The sequence below is a fragment of the Microlunatus antarcticus genome, assembly GCF_014193425.1.
In the GTDB taxonomy this organism is placed as follows: Bacteria; Actinomycetota; Actinomycetes; order Propionibacteriales; family Propionibacteriaceae; genus Microlunatus; species Microlunatus antarcticus.
Window position 1 is genome coordinate 1,960,047 of sequence record NZ_JACHZG010000001.1, and the last position, 20,841, is coordinate 1,980,887.

Genomic DNA, 20,841 nt, shown 5'->3' on the forward strand with positions numbered 1-20,841 from the left:
TGATTCGGGTGCGTCACGGCGGGGTTCCCTTCGTTGGGTTCGTTCGTGGACGAGCGGAGAGGGTCGTACGGGTGGCCGGAGCCGGTCAGAGACCGCCGACGAGGGTGAGGAAGTGCTCGGTGAAGGCCGCGGCCTCGACGGACCGAGCCACCCGGCAGTTGGCGGGCGGGGCTTCGTCGGTGCGCAGCAGGTCGGTGATCATGACCCCGCGGGCCTGGCCGTCGCCCGTGACGATCGAGACGTGCGCGTCGACGAAGGTGACGAGCTCGGGATGCGTGACGACCGCGACCGCGAGCGGGTCGTGCATGGCGCAGGAGTCGCCGCCGTCGGGTTCGAACCGGCTGATGTGCTCGATCCAGCCGAGGGTCGACTCACCGGCGAAGGGCGCGAACGGGGTGTCGGCGGCGCGCATCCGCTCGGCGTCCGCCGTGGTGAGGCGCACCTGGAGCGTGACGTCCAGACCGACCCAGCGCAGCGTTGCGCCGGACCGCAGCACGGCCGCCGCCGCCTCCGGGTCGACCCAGACGTTGAACTCCCCGGGCATCTTGCGGTCCGGCATGGTGCCGAAGAAGACGCCGCCCATGATCACGATCTCGGCCACGTTCTCGGCGAGCCGTGGCTCCAGCAGGATCGCGGCCGCGACATTGGTCAGCGGCCCGATCGCCACGATGGTGATCTCGCCGGGGTTGGCCATCACGTGCCGGACGATCTCGACCGCCGCGTACCCCTCGGAGGCCGGGCGGGCGCCCGCGCTGAGAGCGAGGACCTCGTCGGACGGGGTCCGCCTCACCTCGGGGTGGGTGAAGGCCGCCGCGGCGCCCTTGACGATCGGGATGTCGCCGAGGTCGAGCCGGCGCGCCAGCTCACCCGTGAGGATCGTTGCGCTCTCGACATCGGTGTTGCCGTTGACCGTCGTGATCAGGTCGATCTGGATGTCCGGATCCGCGTGGGCCAGCGCGAGAGCGAAGCCGTCGTCGATGTCGGACCCGGGGGCGCCCATGGCGAGATCGGTGTCCAGGATGATGCGCTTCACTATGTGAACTCCCTCGTTCAACTCGTGTTGCGCGAGAGTAAACACGAGTTGCGGCCGGGGCCGCAAGGGGGGTACCAAGACCGTGTCGCGCTCGTGATCTTGTTTGCTGCAGACGATCGAGCTTGAGCATCAGCGCGAAACGCTGACTCCCGGCACCTCGCTGCAACAGCAGGACGCCGGGAGTCAGCGCTTTCTTGCTCCGAAGCGCTGATCCGGAGGAGTAGGGGGCCGGCCGACCGTCAGTGAGCGGCGACCGGGACGGGCTCGGCGTGCGCGTCCGTGCGGGCGACGCGGGTGCTCTTGCGGTGGATGATCAGCCCGCCCGCGAGGGCGACGGCGAAGAGCACGGCGCTGGAGATGGTGAAGGCGACGTGGTAACCGTGCAGGACGGCGTACGCCTGGACGTCCTGGATCCCCGGGTTGGCGGCGGCGTAGCGGCGCACCGAGCCGGCGTAGATCGTGCTCAGCAGCGCGGTGCCGATGGAGCCGCCGATCTGCTGCATGGTGTTGACGGTCGCCGAGGCCACGCCCGCGTCCTCCCGCTGGACGCCGGAGGTGCCGGTGGAGATCGCCGAGGAGAAGATCAGGCCCATCCCGAGGCCGATCACGACGAGCCCGGGCAGCACGACGGTGACGTACGAGCTGTCGAGCTCGGTCCGGGTCAGCAGCAGCAGGCCGATCGAGGCCAACATGCCACCGATGAAGATCAGCAGCTTGGGTCCGACCCGGGGCAGCAGGGGGCCGCCGATGACGTTCGAGCTGAAGATGATCGACAGCGGCATGGCGACGAAGGCGAGGCCCGTCTTCAGCGCGCTGTAGCCGAGGCTCAGCTCGAGGTAGTAGGTCAGGAACAGGAAGATCCCGAACATCCCGATCGCCGCGAGGCCGAGGGCCAGCATGGCGCCGCCGCGGTCCCGGTCGAGGATGATGCGCAGCGGCAGCAGCGGGTGCGCGACCCGCTGCTGGATCAGCACGAAGGCCACGATCAGCGCGGCGCCGACGGCGAGGCTCGCGACCGTGACGGGAGCCCCCCAGCCGTTCACCTCGGCGTTCGAGAAGCCGTAGACGACGCCGACGAGGCCGAGGGTGATCGTGAGGATGCCGGGCACGTCGAACGTGGGACGCCCGCTGGGCTGCGACTTCGGGAGCAGGACCGCCGCGCCGATGATCGCGACGACGGCGAAGAAGACGTTCACGTAGAGGCACCAGCGCCAGGAGGTGAACTCGGTCAGCACGCCTCCGAGCAGCAGACCGACGGCCGCACCGGACCCGGCCACCGCACCGAAGACGCCGAACGCCCGGCCCCGCTCGCGCGGGTCGGTGAACGTCGTCGTGAGCAGCGACAGAGCCGCCGGCGCGAGCAGGGCCCCGAAGGCCCCCTGCAGCGCCCGCGCGCCGACGAGCGTGCCGAACGTGGGGGCGAGCCCGCCCAGGACCGACGCCAGCGCGAAGCCGGCGAGGCCGATGATGAAGATCTTCTTGCGGCCGAACAGGTCGCCGATCCGGCCACCCAGGAGCAGGAGCCCGCCGAAGGCGAGCGAGTAGGCCGTGATGATCCACTGGCGGCTGTCGTCGGTGAAGCCGAGGTCGCGCTGCGCGCTCGGCAGCGCGATGTTCACGATGGTCGCGTCGAGCACGACCATGAGCTGGGCGATGGCGATGACGCCGAGGGCCAGCCAGCGGTGGTTGCCGCGCTGCCCCTTCTCGGAGGATGCGCGCGACGGCGCGATGGTCTGGACCATGGGTGGGCTCTCCAGCAGTAGAGGGGAGCGCACGACCGCGGGCGCCGTACGTCTCCAACCGGGTCCGGCCCGGTTCCATTCCGCCGGTTCGCCCTCGTGCAGCACCGCTCGCGGCTTAGGATCTGCCGATCCCGAGCCAAAGGTTTCTCAGAATGACGCTGCGCCGTGCCCTGTCCGGGCTGTCCCTCCTGGCCCTCGCGGGTGCCGCCGCGCTCGTGCCGGGCACCGCCTCGGCCGCGGCAGCGGCGATCGAGGTGGACGGCGCCCGCGTGCAGTTCGCCAGCCGGACGACGGCCTCGGCCTCGGTCACCTACACCTGCGGGACGCCTGGCTCGACCGTCTCCGACACCCTCACCGTGATCGTCTTCCAGCCGCTGGCCGAGCAGGGCTACAAGGCGGCGGCCGACAACGGGGACGAGGGGACGCCCGTGCAGTGCGACGGCGTCGCCCACGCGGCGACGCCGGTGGCGCTGCAGGTGCGGGAGGGCGTGTTCGCCGACGGCCCCGCCGAGGTCGCGCTGCTCGTCGGCGACGGGCTCGACGAGGACGACATCCTCTACCAGGACGTCGACGTGGTCGGCGTGCCCGCGCCGGAGGTGACGGTCTCCACGAACGCCTCGCCCGAGCCGGCCCGCAAGGGCAAGAAGATCACCGTCAAGGGCACGGTCGCCCGGGACGACAAGCCGGTCAAGGTCAAGGCGACCCTCTACTTCGCCAAGGACGGCGGCGACTTCACCAAGGTCAAGACGGTGAAGAGCGACAAGAAGGGCCGCCTGTCGACGACGGTCAAGGCCAGCCAGTCGGGGACGTTCGCGTACGGCTACGGCGGCGTCGTCGACGACGGCGACCACGTCGAGGTGATCCCGGTGGCCAAGACGTACAAGAACTGCACGGCCCTGAACAAGGTCTACGAGAACGGCGTCGGCAAGAAGGGCGCGGTGGACAAGGGCGGGTCGGTGGACGACTTCACCGTCGACGACGCCACGTACAAGAAGAACAAGAAGAGCGACCGCGACAAGGACGGCATCGCCTGCGAGCGGTAGGCGGACGACGGGGAGCGGCACCCGCCGGGTCCGTCACACTCCACGGGTGACTCGTGGTGCGGTGCAGCCGCTCGTACGCCCGCCCCGGCTTCACCTGGGCCGGGCGGGCTCGGCGAGCCGGCTGGAGCTGTTCTTCGACCTGGCGTACGTGCTGGTCGTCCTCGAGCTGGCGCACAGCCTCTACACCGACCTGTCCTGGCACGGCCTGCTGGTCATGGCCGGCCTCTTCACCGCCATCTGGTTCTCGTGGATGGGCTTCACCCTCTACGCCAACCGCTTCGACACCGACGACCTCGTCTTCCGGCTGGCCAAGCTGGGCGCGACGGCGGCCATCGCGGGCTGCGCGGCCAGCGCGTCCGACGCCGTCGGGAAGTACGCCGTCCCCTTCGCCGTGAGCTACCTCGTCGGGCGGCTGGTCCTGCTCGGCCTCTACGCCCGCGCCTGGCGGCACGTGGCGCAGGCGCGACCCACCATCAACGTCTACCTGCTCTGCATCGGCGTCAGCACGGTGCTGTGGGCGGTCTCGGTCGCCGTCCCCGCCCCGGGCCGCTACTGGCTCTGGGCGGTCGCCGTCCTCATCGACGCCGTCGGGCCGGTCCTCGCCACCCTGCGGGACGACCGGCTGCCGCTGCACATCGAGCACCTGCCCGAGCGCTTCGGGCTGCTGGTCATCCTCGTGCTCGGGGAGGCGGTGGGCGGCGCCGCGCGCGGGACCCACGACGCCTCCTGGGCCGCCCCGTCGGTCGCGGTCGGGATCGCGGGTCTGCTGCTGGCCGCGAGCCTGTGGTGGGCCTACTTCGACGTGGCGGCCACCAGCGGCGCGAACAAGCTCGAGGAGACCGCGGAGGAGGACGGCGAGGAGGACGGCGACGACGACCCGGACCCGACGACGAGCCGCCGGACGCCGACCAGCGCCACGACCTCTTCGTCTTCGGCCACTTCCCGCTGGCGCTCGGCGTGGTCCTGGTCGGCGTCGGGCTCGAGGGTCTGGCGGTGCACCCGGAGACCCCCGGGCCGTCGGAGTCGGCCTGGCTCCTGGCCGGCGGGCTCGCCCTCTTCTACGCCGGCAACGCGATGATCGTCGCGGGGACGGCCCGTTCCTGGCGACCCGTCTGGCCGTGGCCGCTGGTCCTGGTCCCCGTCGTCCTCGCCCTCGGCGCCGCACCGCTGCCGACGTCCCTGCTGCACACCGCGGCCTTCGCGGTCGTGACGATCGTCGCGGCCGTCCACGGGACCGTCGTGGGCCGCCGCCCGGAGGCGGAGCTCAGCGCCGACTGAGCGGGGCGGTCAGGGGAGGAGGACGACCTTGCCGAGCCGGGTCCGTTCCTCGGCGACCCGCAGGCCCTCGGCCGCCTCCGTCAGGGGCAGCCGCGCGGCGACCTCCGGGACGAGCACCCCGGCGACGAGCAGGGCGAGGACCGCGTCGAGGTCGGTGCGCAGGTGCGCCCGGAACCTCCCCGGCCGGGTGCGGTGACCGGCCCAGATGTCGTAGAAGCCGGCGTGCCGGCCGTTGGGCGCGAGGTTCCACAGCGCGAGGCGGGCCAGCAGCCGCAGGAACGCCCACACCAGGTTCCCCGAGGTGACGGAGGCGATCGAGCTGCTGACCAGCCATCCGCCCGGCGCCAGCAGCCGCCACGACCGGAGCAGCGTCGGGCCACCGAGGTTGTCGAAGACGGCGTCGACCCCACCCGGCGCCAGCGCCCGGACCTGCGCGTCCATCGCCGCCGGATCGGAGGGGTCGACGGGCTCGACGCCGAGCCGGCGCAGCGCGTCGTGGTGGCGGGGGCGGGCCGCGCCGATGACGCGTACGCCGTGGTGCCGCGCCAGCTGGGCGAGCGTCGTGCCCACGCCCCCGTTCGCGCCGTGCACCAGGACCGTCTGACCGGGCGCCACCTGAGCGGTCCGGTGCAGCATCTGCCAGGCGGTGATCCCGTTGACGACGAGGCTCTCGACCTCGCCGGCGTCGAGACCCTCGGGGACGGGCAGCAGGTCCCGGGCGTCCAGGAGGACCCGGCTCGCCCAGCCGCCCGTCTTGGTCAGGGCGGCCACCCGCTGCCCGACGAGGGCCGGGTCCACGCCGGCGCCGACCGCGGTCACCCGTCCCACGACGTCGTACCCGGGCACGAAGGGGAAGCGCGGCTGACCGGGGTAGCGGTTGCGCCGCATCGCCTGCTCGGCGAAGGACACCCCCGTCGCCTCGACGTCCACGAGGGCCTCGCCGCGGCCCGGCGCGGCGAGGTCGCGGGTCCGCACCTGCAACCCGTCCGGCTCCACCACCCCGGGCAGGACGATCTCGACGGTAGGGTCATCAGTTCGGCTCACAGGTGTGACGCTACACCCATTGACTTACAAGTGTTAGCGGTTCTTGTTCGGCGTCCCTATGAGAGCGGGGAAGTTCTGACCGGGTAGTCGCGGCCAGAACTTCCCCGCTGTCGTCAGCGCACGTCCAGCCAGCGCGTCAGGAGCGGCGAGCGCCGGAAGACGAGCTGGTCGAGCAGCACGACCAGGACCAGCGAGGCACCGAACAGCGGCAGCAGCACCCCCAGGACGACCAGCCCGGCGACGAGCGCCGGCGTCGCGGCCAGCGGCATCCGTCCCCGGGGCGCGCCGATCCGGCCCGCACCCTTCGGCCGCCGACGCCACCACATGACCGGGCCGCTGACGCAGAGGAACAGGATCCCCACGCACATCGCCGCCGAGAGCGCCATGTTCACGGGGCCGAGCCGACGACCCTCGTGCAGCGCGATGCCCTGGCTGACGACCTTGGCGACGCCGGAGTAGTCGGCGTAGCCGTACGTGCCGGCGACCGCGCCGGTGTAGCGGTCGACGTGGACGGTCCGTTCCTGGCCCGGGTCGTCGAAGGCGTAGCCGATCACCGCGAACGTGCCGTCCGGCGTAGTCGGCAGCAGGGTCGTGTACGGGTGGGCCAGCCCCGCCTCGTCGGCCACGAGCGCGGCGGTGTCGAGGTTGGCCACCGTCCCCGTGTAGTCGCCGACGTCGGAGGTCGGTCTGGTCGTCTGGCCGAGGCCCCACGGGACGTCGCCCGCGTGGCTGTGCGGCAGCGACTCGTCCATCGTGGTGGTCGGCTGCGAGGCGCCGCCGTGGTCGTCGGACCACAGCGAGGTGCCCTGCGTGGTGGCCAGCTCCTGCACCTTCGCGCCCCAGACGCCGGTCCACGGCAGCCCGGACACGATCAGCCCGAGCAGCGCGACCCCCGCGACCGCACCGACGACGGCGTGCGTCTGCCGTACGCGGGCGTCGGTCCGGGCCTGGCGTGCGGCCCGTCGCCGTGCGCGCCAGCCGCGGACGAACAGGTAGTAGCCGGTGAGCGACATGACGACCGCCCAGCAGGCGCCGAGCTCGATCACCGCGTCCCCGACCCAGCCGGTCATGAGGTTCGCGTGCAGCCGGACGGCCGTGCCCGACAGCGTGGCGTCGGGGTCGAGCGAGCCGAGCACGTCGAGCCGGTAGGGGTCGACGAAGTAGTCGCGGCTCGACTCGTCCGGCAGCGTGACGGTGATGCGCGTCGGGGACTCCGTGTCCCGCGGCTCCGTCATCGAGGCGATGTACGCCCCCGTGAGTCCGTCCGCGTCGAGGGCCTCCTCGACGACCTCGCGCTGGTCGTCGAACGCGGCGGCCGTCACCCCCGGACGGGGGTCGACGTGCAGGAGGTCAGGGTGCAGGGCGGGTTCGAGCTGGAAGCGGAAGAGGTAGATCAGACCCGTGACGGCCAGCAGGGCGAGGACGGGCACGACGAGGAAGCTGGCGTAGAAGTGCCAGCGCCAGACACCGGCGAAGAGGCGGGTGGGACGGCGCCGACCCGGGGTGTCGGGCGGACCGGGCGGTTCGACGGGATCGGACAGGCGCTCGGGGGCGCCGAGGGTGGTGGTCATGGTTCTCCTGGGTCACGACGGGGACGCGACACCGCCGCTCCGCTCGACGGCCTCGAGGGACCGGGGGAGCGCGGTGCGCGCAGGAAGGACGGGCTCAGGAGCAGAGCGGTGGGCCGCGTGGTGACGCGGCGTCGAGCACGAGGCGACCGGCGAGCAGCACCGGACGGGCCAGGACGGCCAGGGCGCGCGGCCGCCGGCGGGTCGGGCGAGCGGCGACGAGGAGGACGAGGGTGGCGACCGTGCGCCACCACCAGGCCTCGCCGCGGGCGAGCAGCCACGCGACCGCGAGCGTCGCGGCGGCGTGCGCGCCGACCATGAGCCAGCTCGCGCCCATCGCGTGGCTCTCGGCGCAGGCCTGCAGGCCGGCCGCGGAACCCGGGTCGAGCGTCGCCGCCGCCCCGTGCGCGGCGTGGCCCGCGTGCGCCCCGGCCGCCGCCGCCGAGGGCAGGCACATCGCCGCGGTGTCCGCGGCGGAGAAGAGGAGGTGCAGCAGGACCTGCTCGGCCGCGAGCAGGGGCAGCAGGACGGCGAACCGGCACCGGTCGACGCTGACCAGCGTCGACACCAGCAGGAGCGCGGCCGCGCCGAGGAGGACGCCGACCGGCAGGACGTCCCCGCCGCCGACCAGGTGCGCACCGGTCGCGAGCAGCAGCGGCACCGCGGACAGCAGGCCCACCCGGCTCAGCCGGGCCGACCCCCGAGCGGGGGTGCGGACGGGCGTCGACCGCGACCCGCTCGACGCCCCCATGCGGAGAGCGTAGACAACGTGCCGGGTCAGGGGTGACGGAACGTGGTCGTGCAGCCCCCGTCGACCGGGACGATCGCGCCGGTCATGAAGGACGACTCGTCGCTGGCCAGGAACACGGCCACGCTGGCGACCTCCTCCGCACCGGCCTGGCGTCCGAGCGGCTGGAGCCCCGCGGCCGCGTTCCGCCGGGCGTTGGCCGCGGCCGCGCCCTCAGGGCCCAGGCCCGCGCGGTAGCCGCCCATGTCGGTGTCGATGTAGCCCGGCAGGATCGCGTTCACCCGGACCCCGAGCGGACCGTAGTCGACGGCGAGCTGGCGGGTCAGGTTCACCACGCCGCCCTTGGTCGCGCAGTAGGCGGCAGCCTGCGGCGCGCCGACCACCCCGTACGTCGAGGCGATGTTGACGACGCGCCCGCGCCCGGACGCCAGCAGGTGCGGCATCGCGGCGCGCACGCACAGGAACGGTCCCGTCAGGTTGACCGCGACCGTCCGCAGCCAGTCCTCGACCTCGACCTCGTGCGCGAGACCCGAGCCGCCGGAGATGCCGGCGTCGTTGACCAGCACGTCCAGCCCGCCGTACGCGTCGACCGCCGCCGCCACGGCCGCCTCGACCTGCGCGGGGTCGGCGACGTCGCAGGCCACGGCCAGCGCCTGACCGCCCGTGGCCTCGATCGTGGCGACCGTCGCGCCGCCGTTCTTCACGTCGGCGACGACCACCCGCGCGCCCTCGGCCGCCATCGCGACCGCGATCGCCGCACCGATCCCGCCGGCCGCCCCGGTGACGAGCGCGACGCGGCCCTCGAGCCGCGTCATTCGACGATCGCCCGGGTCAGCTGCACCACGGTGATGAACGTGCGGAACAGCCGGATCGGGTCCTCGTCGGAGAACGTGACGGTCCGGGTGTCGACCCGGGTCACGCCCTGGACCCACGTGGCCATCTCCGCGAAGTCGCCGTTGAGGAACAGGACCTCGAGCGTCGCGGGCAGCGTGATCGCGGGGACCTGCGCGTCGCCCAGGCCCGCAATCGCCCGGCCGGCGGCGTCGTGGATGAGCTCCTTGGCCTCCTCCGGGTGCAGGGACTCGGCGGCGAACCGGGTGACCGAGTGCTTGACCACCGCGGGGACGACGCCGGGCGTGATCCGCGCGGCCTCCTCGGCGGTCGTGTCGTCGCCGGTGATCAGGACGACGGGCACGCCGTGGCCGAGGGCGACGAGTGAGTTGATCCCGGACTCGCCGACCTCGATGCCGTTCAGCAGGACCCGGGCGATGGCGCGCGGGTTGTAGGTGTGCGACAGCGTCGACGCCTCGCTGGCCATCGAGCCGTGGTAGCTGACGAAGAACACGGCGTCGAACGAGGCGTCGAGGCCCTGCATCATGTACATCGGCTTGTGGCGCCCGGAGAGGTAGCGCGCCCGCCCGTGGAGCGCGTCGGGGCGCAGGTTCTGCATCGACGAGTGCGAGTCGTTCACCAGGAACTCGGTGGCCCCGGCGGACATGGCGCCGTCGATCGCGGCGTTCACCTCGTCCTGCAGCAGGCCCCGGTAGTACTGGTACTCGGGCTGGGGTGCCAGGCACTGGCTCCAGTCGACCACCCCGGCGGTGCCCTCCATGTCGGAGGACAAGAAGACCTTCACAGCACGCTCCTGTCGTGGATCTCGGGTTCGGACGACTCGGTCGTCATGACGGCGTACGTGGCGCCGGCGGTCCCGGCCGCCCCGCCGTGCCGGCCGTCGGGGGTCAGCGCGAGCACGCGTAGCTCGGCGCGGAAGGCGTCCGGCAGGGTCGCCGCGTCCTCCAGCGCCTCGCGGCAGGCGGCCACGACGTCCTCGCCACGGCGCAGCCCCTCGACCACGGACCGGGCGGTGCCGGCACGCATGCTCAGCTCGCCGCGGCCGGTGCACGCGGCACCGCCGCCGCGCAGGTCGCACCAGTTGCCCGCGCCCGGCAGCGCCGAGTCGCCGACCCGGCCCGGGTACTTCCACGGGTAGCCGCTGGTGGAGACGCCGACGACCATCTCGCCGCTCGCGTCGAGCGCGATGACGTTGATCGTGCCCCAGGGGCCGTCGTGCGGGGCGAAGCGGCGGACCAGGTCCAGCGCGGCCGCCTTGTACGCACGGTCGCCCTCGGATCCCTCCGCCCGCTCGCCCTCGACGTTGCCCTCGGCCTCGGCGAGCGCCTCGTGGAACAGCCGTCGCGACTCGTCGGTCAGCAGGTCGGCGGTGGTGAAGCCGGACTCCGCCGCGAACGTGGCCGCACCCTCGCCGACCAGGACGCAGTGCTGGGGTAGCCGCTCGAGGACGGCACGCGCGACGGAGACCGGGTTCGGGTAGCCCTGGAGGGCGGCGACGGCACCGAAGGCGCGGCTGGAGCCGACCATCAGCGAGGCGTCGAGCTCGACCACGCCGCGGGCGTTCGGCAGGCCGGACGTGCCGACGTAGTGGTCGGCGAGGTTGTCCTCGCACGCCCGCAGTGCCACCTCGACGGCGTCGAGCGCGGAACCGCCCGCGCGCAGCACGGCGGCGGCGGCGGGCAGGCCGATCTCGCTGCGCTCGGAGCCGATGACCGTCGGGAGGACCGCGCTCATCGCCGGCTCGTCTCGGGCGCCCGGGCCGGGCCGCCGCCGATGCGGGGGACCGAGGCCAGGAGCAGCCTGGTGTAGTCGTGGGTGGGGTGCTGGAACACCGTGGACGTGTCTCCCTCTTCGACCACGACGCCGTCGTGCATGACGGCGATCCGGTCGCTGATCTGGCGGACGACCGCCATGTTGTGCGAGACGAAGAGCATCGACAGCCCCAGCGTCTCCTTCAGGTCGAGCAGCAGGTTGATGATCGTGGCCTGCACGGACACGTCGAGCGCGGACACCGGCTCGTCGGCGATCAGCACCCGAGGCTCGAGCGCGAGCGCCCGGGCGATCCCGATGCGCTGGCGCTGGCCGCCGGAGAACGAGCGCGGCAGCTGGTCGATCGCGCGGACCGGCAGCCCCACCAGGTCGACGAGCTCGCGGGCCCGCGTCGCGACCTGGGCGCGCGGGACCACGCGGTGGTACGCGAGGACCTCCCCGAGCGTCTGGCCGACGGTCATCCGGGGGTTGAGCGAGCTGTACGGGTCCTGGAACACCATCTGCACGAGCCGACGCTGCTCCGGCGTCGGTGCGCCGTGCAGCGGCTGCCCGGCGTAGCGGACGACCCCGGCGGTGGGGGTGTAGAGCCCGGCCGCGCACCGGCTGAGCGTGGACTTGCCGCACCCGGACTCGCCGACCAGGCCGAGCGTCTCGCCGGCGTGCAGGGTCAGGTCGACCCCGTCCACGGCCTTGACCACCGACGGCCCGCGCCCGCTCAGCCGCGACCAGACCCCGCCGCGGCCGTGGAAGTGCTGGACCAGACCCTCGACCGCGAGCAGCTCCTCGCTCATCGGTGCACCCTCTCCTCGACGACGCGGAGCTCCTCGGCGACCCCGAGCGCGGCCTCGCCGATCGAGCCGGGCCAGCGCTCCGGCTCCTCGGCCCGCCAGCAGGCGCTGGTGTGACCGGCCGCGGTCGCGGCGCTCACGTCCATCAGCGGGGGACGTTCCGTCGCGCACCGCTCGACCACGGCCGGGCAGCGCGGCGCGAAGGCGCAGCCGGTGATCGGCTGCAGCAGGTCGGGCGGGGCGCCCGGGATCGTGAGCAGGCGGTGGACCGGCTCGTCGGGGTCGGGCACGGAGCGCAGCAGCGCCGCGGTGTACGGGTGCCGCGGCGCGGAGAGCAGCACGTCGGTCGAGCCGTGCTCGACGACGCGGCCGCCGTACATGACGTTGAGCTCGGAGCAGGTGCTGCTGACCACGGCGAGGTCGTGCGTGACGAGCACCAGCCCGACGCCCTCCTGCCGCAGCCCGTCGAGGACGCCGAGGACCTGCGCCTGGATCGTCACGTCGAGCGCCGTGGTCGGCTCGTCCGCCAGGATCAGGCCGGGCTCGGCGGACAGCGCGATGGCGATGCAGATGCGCTGCCGCATGCCACCGGACAGCTCGTGGGGGAAGGCGCGGTAGCGCTGCTCGGGGTCGCGGATGCCGACCTGGTCGAGCAGGTCGAGCGCCCGGGCCCGGGCCGCGGAGGCGCTCATCCCGAGCCGCTGCCGCGGCACCTCCGCGACCTGGTCGCCGATCCGCATCGTCGGGTTCAGGGCGGTGAGCGCGTCCTGGAAGATCATCGCCATCTGCGACGACACGACCGCCCGGCGCTGCGCGGGCTTCATCGCCGTGACGTCCTGACCCGCGACCACGACGCTGCCGCCGGTGATCTTGGCCGGGACGGGCAGCAGGTCCATCGCCGCCCGCAGCGTCAGGCTCTTCCCCGAGCCGGACTCGCCGACCAGCCCCACGGCCTGCCCCGCGTACGCGGTGAGCGACACCCCGCGGACGGCGTGCAGCGTGCCGTCGGCGAGCGGGATCTCGACGTCGAGGTCGTGCAGCTCCAGCAGCGGCGTGCTCATCGGCGCCCGCTCCGCTGGACGGTCCCGTCGGCGACGAGCGCGAGGGCCAGACCCACGAGCACGACGGCGAAGCCGGGTGCCGCGGTCAGGTACCACTTGGTGAACACGAACCCCTGGCCCTCCGCGATCATCGAGCCCCAGTCGGGGGTGGGCGGCGGCACGCCGAGCCCGAGGTAGCCGAGCGTGACGATGGCCAGGATCGACAGGACCACGTCGCTCATGGCGAAGACGAACGCCTGCAGCAGCACGTTGGGCAGCAGGTGGCGCAGCAGGATCCGCCAGGTCGGCAGCCCGCTGGCCCGCGCGGCCAGCGCGTACTCCTGCTCCTTGGCCACCAGCACCTCGCCGCGGACGATCCGGGCGTACGCGACCCAGCCGACGAGCGTGATCGCCACGTAGATGCTCGTGGTGCCCTGGCCGAGCACGAAGACCAGCGCGATGATCAGGACGAAGGACGGGAACGCGACGACCATGTCGACCAGCCGCATCAGGACGACGTCGAACCAGCCGCCGAACCAGCCGGCCAGCAGCCCGAGGGTCGTGCCGATCAGGAACGGGAAGAGCACGGCGAGCGCGCCGACCCGCAGGTCGACCCGGGCGGCGTAGAGCAGCCGGGCGAACACGTCGCGGCCGAGCTGGTCGGTGCCGAGCAGGTGACCGTTGCCGGGGGCCAGCAGCGAGCTGGTTAGGTCCTGCTGCACCGGGTCCCAGCGGGTGATCAACGGGGCGGCCACGCCGGCGAGCACGATCAGCGCGAGCAGGGACAGCCCGATCACGAGCGTCGGGTTGAGCCGGAGGGAGCGCGTCCGGGTGCGGGACCGGTCGCGGAGCCCGGGCAGGCCGGGCGCGCCGGCGAGGGGGGCGGTGGTCATGCGAGCTCGATCCGGGGGTCGAGGGCGGCGTGGGCGAGGTCGGTGAGCAGGTTGACCGCGACCACCATGAGCGCGAACACCAGCGTCACCCCCTGCACGACGGGGAAGTCGCGGTTGAAGATCGCGTCGAGCATCATCGTGCCGAGCCCGGGCAGGGCGAAGACCCGCTCGACGACGAGCGTGCTGCCGACGAGGTAGGCGATGTTGACGCCGAGCACCGTGATCGACGAGACGGACGCGTTCCGCAGGGTGTGCGCGAGGATCACCCGGCGGTGCGACAGCCCCTTGGCCCGCGCGGTCACGACGTAGTCGCTGTCGAGCACGCCGATCATGGACGTCCGCAGGCTCCTGATCAGGATCGGCGTCATGGCCAGAGCGATGGTGAGCCCGGGCAGCACGATCGAGCTCAGGTGCTGGACCGGGGTCTTGCCGAAGCCCGAGACCGGGAACGCGTGGACCTTGAGCGCGAGCAGCAGCACGAGCATGATCCCGACCCAGAAGGTCGGCATGCCGAGCCCGAGCAGCGGCACGGCCCGGACGACCTGGTCGGCCGCCCGGCCGCGGTGCGTCGCCGCGAGCACGGCCAGCGGGATGCTGATCAGCAGCGCCAGCACGGTCGCCGCGACCAGCAGCCAGAGCGTGGCGGGCAGCCGGAGGCCGACGAGCTCGCTCACGTCCGTGTCGTACAGGATCGAGCGGCCGAGGTCGCCGTGGAGCAGCCGGCCGAGGAACGACAGGTACTGCTGCCACAGCGGCTGGTCCAGCCCGAAGCGGGCGTGCAGGGCGGCCACGGCCTCGTCGGTCGCGCGGTTGCCGAGCAGCGTCCGCGCCGGGTCGCCCGGCACCAGGTGGATCATGAAGAAGACGATCACCGAGATGCCGAGCAGGACCGGGACGGTGCCGACGAGGCGTCGGCCCAGGAACGCGAGGTGCCTCACTGGCCGAGCGTCACGTCTTCGAGGTGGTAGTTGCCGGTCGGGTAGACCTGGAAACCGCTGACCTTGGTGCTGTAGGCGTAGCTGAAGGGCGAGTAGTAGAGGAAGCCCATGAACGCGTCGTCGGCCGCCTGCTTCTGGATCGCGCTGTAGAGCACCTGCCGGCCCGCCGTGTCGAAGGTCTGCTCGGCCTTCTTGGTGTCGGCGATGACCTGCGGGTTGTCGTAGCTGGTGTAGAAGGAGTGGCTGCCGGCGCTCGGGTCGACCGCGAAGGTCACCAGCTCGTCCGGGTCGGCGATGTCCATCGTCCAGTAGCTGTGGCTGATCTGGTACTTCTGGCTCTGCTGCAGGTCGTGCGCGGCGCTCGGGTCGACGTTCTGGATCTTCATGTCGATGCCGAGCTGCTTGAGTGAGGACTGCAGCACCTGCGCCAGAGCCTGGTCGGTCGAGTCGCCGGAGGAGGCCAGGAACGTGGTGGTGAAGCCGTTCGGCACCGACGACTGCGCCAGCTCCTCCTTGGCCTTCGCCATGTCGTAGCTGATGCCCGGGGTCGCGGGGTCGTAGAAGGGGACGTTCGGCATGAGGAACGAGTTCGCCGGGGTCCCGTTGCCGAAGAGCAGCGTCTTGACCAGGGCCTCACGGTCGATCGCGTACGAGATCGCGCGGCGCACGTGCACGTCGTCGAACGGCTTCTCGTTCTGGTTCATCATCACGTAGTCGGTCTTGGTGCTCGGGAACAGGTCGACCTTGACGTTCGGCTGGCCCTTGAGCTGCTCGATGCTGGAGAACGGCGGGTTCTCGTTGATCTGGGCCTGGCCGCCCTGGATCTGCACGTTCCGGGAGTTGTCGTCGGGCACGACCTTCCAGGTCACGCTGTCGATGCTCGGCTTGCCGGCGTCCCAGTAGGTCGGGTTCTTCTTGAGCTGGAGCTCGGTGCCCTTGTCCCAGTGGTCCCAGACGAAGGGCCCGGTGCCGACCGGCGCCTTGTAGAACTCCTCGGAGGTCTTGCCCCCGTAGTCCTTGGGCAGGACCGCGTTGTTGAAGTTGGCGAGGTCGGCCAGCAGCGGCGCCCACGGGTACTTGGTCTTGATCACCACGGTGCTCGGGTTGGGCGCGTCGACGGACTTGATCGCGACGTCGAGGAACTCCCAGCCGCCCTTGGTGGCGCGGGCCTTGTCCAGGCTGAACTTCACGTCCTCCGACGTCATCGGCGCACCGGTGCTGAACTTCACGCCCTGCTTGAGGGTGAAGGTCCAGGTCAGCTTGTCGTCGGAGAGCTTGTAGCCCTCGGCCAGCAGCGGCTGCACGTCCTTGCCGTCGGGGGTGACCTCGTAGAGCGACTCGAACATCTGCTGGAAGACCCAGATCGAGGCGTTGGAGAAGACCATCGTGTTGTCCATCGACACGCTGTCCTGGGCGCGGACGATCGTCAGGTTCCCGCCGCCCGCGGCGCCCGAGCCGCTGCTCGAGGGGGTGGACCCGTTGTCGGCGCAGGCGGACGCGCCCAGCAGCAGGACGGCGGTGGCGAGTGCGACGAGTGGCTTGCGCAAAGGAGTCTCCCGAGACGTGGGGTGGAACGGCGAGGGTGAACATATGCCTGAGATGTCAGCCGAACATCACGCGGATGTTACGGGTTCGTGTCGCCTTGCGGAAGGGCGCACCGGGCCGCATGCTCTCCCCGTGCAGACGCTGGTGGTCGGGGCGGGAGCCGTCGGGGGGACGATCGCGGCGCAGCTGGTGAGGGCGGGCCACGACGTCCTGCTCTGCGACGCGGACCCCGCGCACGTCGACGCCCTGAACGCGTCCGGGCTCCGGGTCACCGGTCCCGCCGACACCGACGACGTCACCGTGCCCGTACGCGCCGTGCTGCCGGCGGACCTCCCCGACCGGGTCGAGCGAGCCCTCGTGGCGGTGAAGTCGCACCACACCCGGGCCGCCGCCGAGCTGCTGCGCGACCGGCTCGCTCCCGAGGGCTACGTGGTGTCGCTGCAGAACGGGATGACCGCCGACGCGCTCGGTGACGTCCTGGGTCCCGAGCGCGTCGTCGTCGGGTTCGTGAACTTCGGCGCCGACCTGATCGCGCCCGGGGTCATCGCGCAGGGCAACGTCGCCACGGTCCGGGTGGGCGAGCTGGGTGCGCGCCCGGGGCGGATCTCGGACCGCGTGCGGGAGGTGGCGGCGCTCCTGCCCTGGGCGGAGGCGACCGACACCATCGCCGGCTACCTGTGGAGCAAGGAGGCGTACGGGGCGATGCTCTTCGCCACCTCGGTCTCCGACCTGACCATCGCGGACGCCCTGGGCCGCCCGGCGTACCGGCCGCTGATGCTGGCCCTGGCCCGCGAGGTGCTCGCGCTGGCCCCGGTCCAGCCGGAGCCGTTCGACGGCTTCGACCCCGCCGACCTGGAGGGCTCGCTCGACCGGCTCGTGACGTTCAACGCGGCCAGCGGCAAAGCGCGGACCGGGGTGTGGCGCGACCTCGCCGTCCGGCGCCGCAAGACCGAGGTCGACGACCTCGACGCGGTCGGCGGCGCGCTGGTCCACCAGGTCGCGGAGCTCGTCCGGGCGATCGAGCGCGGGGAGCGCCGCTGCGACGTGGCGAACCTCGACCTGCTCGCCGCGTACGAGCGCCTCGACCGGCTCGGCCGGCCGCTGGCCGCGGTGGTGGAGACGCTGCCCGCGCCCGCCCGGGCGGCGGACGGGCCGCTGCTCGGGATGCCGGTCGCGGTCAAGGACATGATCGACGTCGCCGGGGTCGTGCGGGGCAACGGCAACCCGCGCGCGATGGCGGAGGGTCGCCCGGCGGAGTCCGACGCCCCGGTCGTGGCCCGGCTGCGTGCCGCGGGGGCCGACGTCTTCGCCACCGCCGCGCTGCTCGAGTACGCCGCCGGCGCGCAGCACCCGGGTCTACCGGAGGTCCGGAACCCGGCCGATCCCACGCTCACCGCCGGCGGGTCGAGCGGTGGGTCGGCCGCCCTGGTCGCCGCCGGGGTCTGCCCCGCCGCGCTGGGCACCGACACCGGCGGGTCGATCCGCGTCCCCGCCTCCTACTGCGGCTGCGTCGGGCTCAAGCCCAGCCACGGGCTGGTCCCGGTCGAGGGCGTCACCCCGCTGGCGCCGTCGTTCGACCACGTCGGCGTGCTCGCGACCGACGTCGCCACCGCGTCCGCGGTGCTCATGGCGCTGACGGGCGTCGCCCCGGTGCCCGCGCCCGAGCCCGGCGCCCTGCGCGTCGGTCTGCTGGCGGAGCAGGTGGCGGACCCGCGGGTGCAGCCGGGCACGCGGTCCGCCGTCGAGGCGGCCGTGGAGCGGCTCGTCGCGGCGGGCGTCCTTGTCGTGGAGGTCGACCCGACCCCGCTGCAGGCGCTGGACGAGGTCTTCGGGCCCGTCATCCTCTACGAGGCCTGGCGCGAGCTCGGTCCGTTCGCCGCCGACCCGACCTGGTTCGGCCCGGACACCGACCGGCTGATCCGTTCCGGGCGCGACGTGACCGAGAACGCGTACACCTCCGCGCTCGCCCTCCGTGAGGCGCTGCTGCCCGCCGCCGACGCGCTGCTCCACGGCGTGGACGTGCTCCTCGGGCCGGCGGTGCCGTTCGTCGCGCCGGTCACCACCCCCGTCATCGACTCGCCCGAGGGCGAGACGGAAGGACTGTTCTCGATGAGCGCCAACCTGACCGGCCAGCCGGCGGTGGTCCTGCCCTGCGGCACCGACGGGGGACTCCCCGTGGGTCTGCAGCTGATGGGCCGACGCGGCGGTGACGCCGACCTGATGGCCGCGGCGGCGACCGTCGAGCGCGTGCTGGGCGGGGACGCCGCGTGAGCGGGCTGAGCGGTCGTACGGCCCTGGTCACCGGCGCCGCGCACGGCATCGGGGCGGCGATCGCGACGATGCTCGCGGCCGAGGGCGCGCGGGTGCACGCGGTCGACCTCGAGCCCGACGACGGACCGGCCGGCGTCGAGGCCCTCGACGTCACCGACGCCGACGCGGTCGGGGCGTTCGTCGAGCGGGTCGGCGGCGTCGACGTCCTCGTGAACAACGCCGGCGGGGTCCGCGGCCAGACCGGCCGCCCCCTGGAGGACGTCACCGACGACGACTGGCGGGCCGTCGTCGACGCCAACCTGACCAGCACGTTCGTCTGCACCCGGGCCGCAGTCGCCGGGATGAAGGCCGGGGGGTGGGGGCGCGTCGTCAACATCTCCTCCGGCGCCGGCCGCAGCGTCAGCCTCACCGGCATCCAGGCGTACGCGACCGCGAAGGCCGGCCAGATCGGCCTCACCCGGCAGACGGCGCACGAGCTGGGCCGCTTCGGCATCACCGTCAACTGCGTCGCCCCGGGCTTCGTGCTCTCCAACCCGAGCACGCAGCGGCAGTGGGAGAGCTACGGGCCGGAGGGCCAGGCGGCGCTGGTCGCCGGCATCGCCGTCCGCCGGCTCGGGACGGGGGAGGACATCGCCAACGCGGTGCGGTTCTTCACCGCCGAGGAGTCGTCCTGGGTGACGGGGCAGACCATCGCCGTCGACGGCGGGCACGGGATCTTCTGATGAGGCTGCGGGTGAACGGGGCCGAGCTCGAGGTCGAGCTCTACGGCGACGAGGGCGCGCCCTTGATCATCGCCCACCACGGGGGCGGCGGCATCGGGTCGCTGGCCGAGCCCCGGCGGACGTTCGGGCCGCTCGCCGACCGGTACCGGGTGCTCGTGTTCGACGCCCGCGGCTGCGGGCGGAGCGAGGCCGTGCCGCCCTACTCGCACGCGCAGTGGGCCGCCGACGTCGACGCCCTGCGGGTCTGGGCCGGCGCCGAGCGCTGCGCGGTGGCGGGCGGGTCGTACGGCGGGTTCATCGCGATGGAGTACGCCCTCGCCCACCCCGAGCACGTGTCGGCGGTCGTGCTGCGCGACACCTCACCGGACTCCTCGAACCTGGCGCTCGCGTACGCGAACGCCCGCAGCCAGACCCGGGTGGCCATCGACTGGGACCACTTCGACCGCTACTGGCAGGGCCGGGTCCGCGACGACGCCGAGCTCAAGGCGCTGTGGGCCGAGCTCATCCCGCTCTACGACCATGATCACGACCCGGTCCGCGACGCCGCGTCGGTGGAGGCCGGGATCTACAGGCACGAGGCGCACAACTGGTGCTTCCAGCACAACATGCCGTCGTACGACCTCAAGGCGCAGCTCCCCGCGCTGCGTTGCCCGGTCCTCGTCACCGTAGGGCGGCACGACTGGGTCACGCCGGTGTCGATGTCGGAGACGATCGCCGACCTGGTGCCGGACGGGCGGCTGGTCGTCTTCGAGGAGTCGGGGCACTCGCCCCAGGTCGAGCAGCGCGAGCTCTTCCTCGCCACGGTCCGTGGGTTCCTCGACGAGGTCGTGCCCCGGGGCTGACTAGTGCCGGAACGCGTCCTGCAGCAGCCCGCGGGACGCGCCGATGTGCTGGCGCATGGCCAGCTCGGCCGCCTCGGGCTCGTGCGAGGCGATCGCGTCGACGAGGTCGGCGTGGGAGAGCATGTCGGACGCCCGCGGCTCGTGGGTCGTCCAGTAGGAGCGCCAGAAGCGCAGGTTGTGCTGCAGCAGCAGGTCGACCGACTCCTGCAGGATCGCGTTGCCGGTCACGCCGGCCAGGTGCGCGTGGATCGCGTGGTCGGCGTGCAGGTGCTGCTCGATCTCGTCCGCGGAACGCACCCGGTCCGCCGCGTCGGCCAGCTCCCGGAGCCGCTCGAGCTGCGTCGGCGTGGCTCGCCGGGCCGTGAGGTGGGCGACCCCGCACTCGATCGCCTCCCGCGCCTCGAACATGCCGAGCACGTCAGCGAGGCCGAGCGGGGTGACGTACGTGCCCCGCCGCGGCACCACGGTGACGAACCGGTCGGCGGCGAGCCGGGCGACCGCCTCGCGGACCGGCATGCGTCCGAAGCCGGTCTCGCCCGTCAGCTGCTGCTCGTTGACGACCGCGCCGGGCGGCAGCCGGAGGTCGACCACCATGTCGCGCAGGAGGGCGTAGGCGAGGTCGCTCGCCCGGGGCTCCTCCTGCACGTACACCTCCGGACCGGTCGACTCTGACCGCCGAGCATAGGGCTCGGCAGCGTCAGAACCGTCCGGTCCGGGTGAGAAG

20 protein-coding genes are annotated in these 20,841 nt (G+C 72.8%); 6 read left to right on the forward strand and 14 right to left on the reverse strand.

The genetic code is table 11. The annotated features are described in order from the left end of the window. Positions 1-85: 85 nt before the first annotated feature. Complete coding sequence (locus FHX39_RS09070; RefSeq protein ID WP_183337738.1) at positions 86-1,033, reverse strand: nucleoside hydrolase; 948 nt, start codon at positions 1,031-1,033, stop codon at positions 86-88. 239 nt (positions 1,034-1,272) lie between these two features. Next, a complete protein-coding gene (locus FHX39_RS09075) occupies positions 1,273-2,775 on the reverse strand; it encodes an MFS transporter (RefSeq protein WP_183337739.1) in 1,503 nt (500 codons plus the stop codon). 152 nt (positions 2,776-2,927) lie between these two features. Here FHX39_RS09075 and FHX39_RS09080 point away from each other — a divergent pair, with 152 nt between their 5' ends. The 3 genes from FHX39_RS09080 to FHX39_RS21730 are packed head-to-tail and all read left to right on the forward strand — an operon-like array spanning position 2,928 to position 5,096. Continuing rightward, the gene (locus FHX39_RS09080) at positions 2,928-3,818 is read left to right on the forward strand and encodes an excalibur calcium-binding domain-containing protein (RefSeq protein WP_183337740.1); all 891 of its coding nucleotides are present in this window, start codon (positions 2,928-2,930) and stop codon (positions 3,816-3,818) included. Positions 3,819-3,864: 46 nt separating this feature from the next. Beyond that, positions 3,865-4,896: a low temperature requirement protein A gene (locus tag FHX39_RS09085; protein WP_183337741.1), complete on the forward strand. Its 1,032-nt coding sequence runs from the start codon at positions 3,865-3,867 to the stop codon at positions 4,894-4,896. Continuing rightward, positions 4,782-5,096 carry a low temperature requirement protein A gene (locus FHX39_RS21730; protein ID WP_269778649.1) on the forward strand — a complete coding sequence of 105 codons (315 nt, stop codon included), beginning with the start codon at positions 4,782-4,784 and terminating at the stop codon, positions 5,094-5,096. The genes FHX39_RS09085 and FHX39_RS21730 overlap by 115 nt, the downstream gene beginning before the upstream one ends. 9 nt (positions 5,097-5,105) lie before the next feature. Here the strand turns inward: FHX39_RS21730 and FHX39_RS09095 are convergent, their stop codons facing one another. The 11 genes from FHX39_RS09095 to FHX39_RS09145 form a co-directional block, all read right to left on the reverse strand. After that, a complete protein-coding gene (locus FHX39_RS09095; RefSeq protein ID WP_183337742.1) occupies positions 5,106-6,140 on the reverse strand; it encodes a medium chain dehydrogenase/reductase family protein in 1,035 nt (344 codons plus the stop codon). Positions 6,141-6,253: 113 nt separating this feature from the next. Beyond that, positions 6,254-7,711, reverse strand: coding sequence for a PepSY-associated TM helix domain-containing protein (locus FHX39_RS09100; RefSeq protein ID WP_183337743.1), 1,458 nt, complete (start codon positions 7,709-7,711; stop codon positions 6,254-6,256). A gap of 94 nt (positions 7,712-7,805) precedes the next feature. Next, positions 7,806-8,459, reverse strand: a complete 654-nt coding sequence (locus FHX39_RS09105) for a hypothetical protein (protein WP_183337744.1) — start codon at positions 8,457-8,459, stop codon at positions 7,806-7,808. A 26-nt stretch (positions 8,460-8,485) separates the two neighbouring features. Next, entirely contained in the window at positions 8,486-9,271 is a 786-nt protein-coding gene (locus FHX39_RS09110) for an SDR family NAD(P)-dependent oxidoreductase (RefSeq protein ID WP_183337745.1), read from the reverse strand. Beyond that, a complete protein-coding gene (locus FHX39_RS09115; RefSeq protein WP_183337746.1) occupies positions 9,268-10,092 on the reverse strand; it encodes a M55 family metallopeptidase in 825 nt (274 codons plus the stop codon). The genes FHX39_RS09110 and FHX39_RS09115 overlap by 4 nt, the downstream gene beginning before the upstream one ends. Beyond that, a complete protein-coding gene (locus FHX39_RS09120) occupies positions 10,089-11,042 on the reverse strand; it encodes an isoaspartyl peptidase/L-asparaginase (protein ID WP_183337747.1) in 954 nt (317 codons plus the stop codon). The genes FHX39_RS09115 and FHX39_RS09120 overlap by 4 nt, the downstream gene beginning before the upstream one ends. Continuing rightward, a complete protein-coding gene (locus FHX39_RS09125; protein WP_183337748.1) occupies positions 11,039-11,869 on the reverse strand; it encodes an ATP-binding cassette domain-containing protein in 831 nt (276 codons plus the stop codon). Before FHX39_RS09125 ends, FHX39_RS09120 begins: the two co-directional genes overlap by 4 nt. Next, positions 11,866-12,927, reverse strand: a complete 1,062-nt coding sequence (locus tag FHX39_RS09130; RefSeq protein ID WP_183337749.1) for an ABC transporter ATP-binding protein — start codon at positions 12,925-12,927, stop codon at positions 11,866-11,868. The genes FHX39_RS09125 and FHX39_RS09130 overlap by 4 nt, the downstream gene beginning before the upstream one ends. Then, entirely contained in the window at positions 12,924-13,799 is an 876-nt protein-coding gene (locus FHX39_RS09135) for an ABC transporter permease (RefSeq protein ID WP_183337750.1), read from the reverse strand. The genes FHX39_RS09130 and FHX39_RS09135 overlap by 4 nt, the downstream gene beginning before the upstream one ends. After that, positions 13,796-14,737 carry an ABC transporter permease gene (locus tag FHX39_RS09140; protein WP_198423319.1) on the reverse strand — a complete coding sequence of 314 codons (942 nt, stop codon included), beginning with the start codon at positions 14,735-14,737 and terminating at the stop codon, positions 13,796-13,798. The genes FHX39_RS09135 and FHX39_RS09140 overlap by 4 nt, the downstream gene beginning before the upstream one ends. Further along, the gene (locus tag FHX39_RS09145) at positions 14,734-16,284 is read right to left on the reverse strand and encodes an ABC transporter substrate-binding protein (RefSeq protein WP_183337751.1); all 1,551 of its coding nucleotides are present in this window, start codon (positions 16,282-16,284) and stop codon (positions 14,734-14,736) included. The genes FHX39_RS09140 and FHX39_RS09145 overlap by 4 nt, the downstream gene beginning before the upstream one ends. Before the next feature lie 130 nt (positions 16,285-16,414). On the opposite strand from FHX39_RS09145, the gene FHX39_RS09150 reads away from it, so the two are divergent. From FHX39_RS09150 to FHX39_RS09160, 3 genes are read left to right on the forward strand one after another with little or no spacing between them, the layout of a single operon-like run. Further along, on the forward strand, positions 16,415-18,553 hold the full coding sequence (locus FHX39_RS09150; protein WP_183337752.1) for an amidase family protein: 2,139 nt from the start codon (positions 16,415-16,417) through the stop codon (positions 18,551-18,553). Beyond that, on the forward strand, positions 18,550-19,275 hold the full coding sequence (locus FHX39_RS09155; protein ID WP_183337753.1) for an SDR family NAD(P)-dependent oxidoreductase: 726 nt from the start codon (positions 18,550-18,552) through the stop codon (positions 19,273-19,275). Before FHX39_RS09150 ends, FHX39_RS09155 begins: the two co-directional genes overlap by 4 nt. Beyond that, complete coding sequence (locus FHX39_RS09160; RefSeq protein WP_183337755.1) at positions 19,275-20,117, forward strand: alpha/beta fold hydrolase; 843 nt, start codon at positions 19,275-19,277, stop codon at positions 20,115-20,117. The genes FHX39_RS09155 and FHX39_RS09160 overlap by 1 nt, the downstream gene beginning before the upstream one ends. Here FHX39_RS09160 and FHX39_RS09165 read toward each other — a convergent pair whose 3' ends face one another. Next, entirely contained in the window at positions 20,118-20,762 is a 645-nt protein-coding gene (locus FHX39_RS09165; protein ID WP_183337757.1) for a GntR family transcriptional regulator, read from the reverse strand. Between the last annotated feature and the right edge of the window lie 79 nt (positions 20,763-20,841).

Excerpts from the sequence above, each read along its gene's own strand:
- FHX39_RS09100 (WP_183337743.1), bottom strand. The coding sequence starts at position 7,711 with ATGACCACCACCCTCGGCGCCCCCGAGCGCCTGTCCGATCCCGTCGAA.
- FHX39_RS09075 (WP_183337739.1), bottom strand. The coding sequence starts at position 2,775 with ATGGTCCAGACCATCGCGCCGTCGCGCGCATCCTCCGAGAAGGGGCAG.
- FHX39_RS09110 (WP_183337745.1), bottom strand. The coding sequence starts at position 9,271 with ATGACGCGGCTCGAGGGCCGCGTCGCGCTCGTCACCGGGGCGGCCGGC.
- FHX39_RS09105 (WP_183337744.1), bottom strand. The coding sequence starts at position 8,459 with ATGGGGGCGTCGAGCGGGTCGCGGTCGACGCCCGTCCGCACCCCCGCT.
- FHX39_RS09120 (WP_183337747.1), bottom strand. The coding sequence starts at position 11,042 with ATGAGCGCGGTCCTCCCGACGGTCATCGGCTCCGAGCGCAGCGAGATC.
- FHX39_RS09160 (WP_183337755.1), top strand. The coding sequence starts at position 19,275 with ATGAGGCTGCGGGTGAACGGGGCCGAGCTCGAGGTCGAGCTCTACGGC.
- FHX39_RS09135 (WP_183337750.1), bottom strand. The coding sequence starts at position 13,799 with ATGACCACCGCCCCCCTCGCCGGCGCGCCCGGCCTGCCCGGGCTCCGC.
- FHX39_RS09125 (WP_183337748.1), bottom strand. The coding sequence starts at position 11,869 with ATGAGCGAGGAGCTGCTCGCGGTCGAGGGTCTGGTCCAGCACTTCCAC.
- FHX39_RS09130 (WP_183337749.1), bottom strand. The coding sequence starts at position 12,927 with ATGAGCACGCCGCTGCTGGAGCTGCACGACCTCGACGTCGAGATCCCG.
- FHX39_RS09080 (WP_183337740.1), top strand. The coding sequence starts at position 2,928 with ATGACGCTGCGCCGTGCCCTGTCCGGGCTGTCCCTCCTGGCCCTCGCG.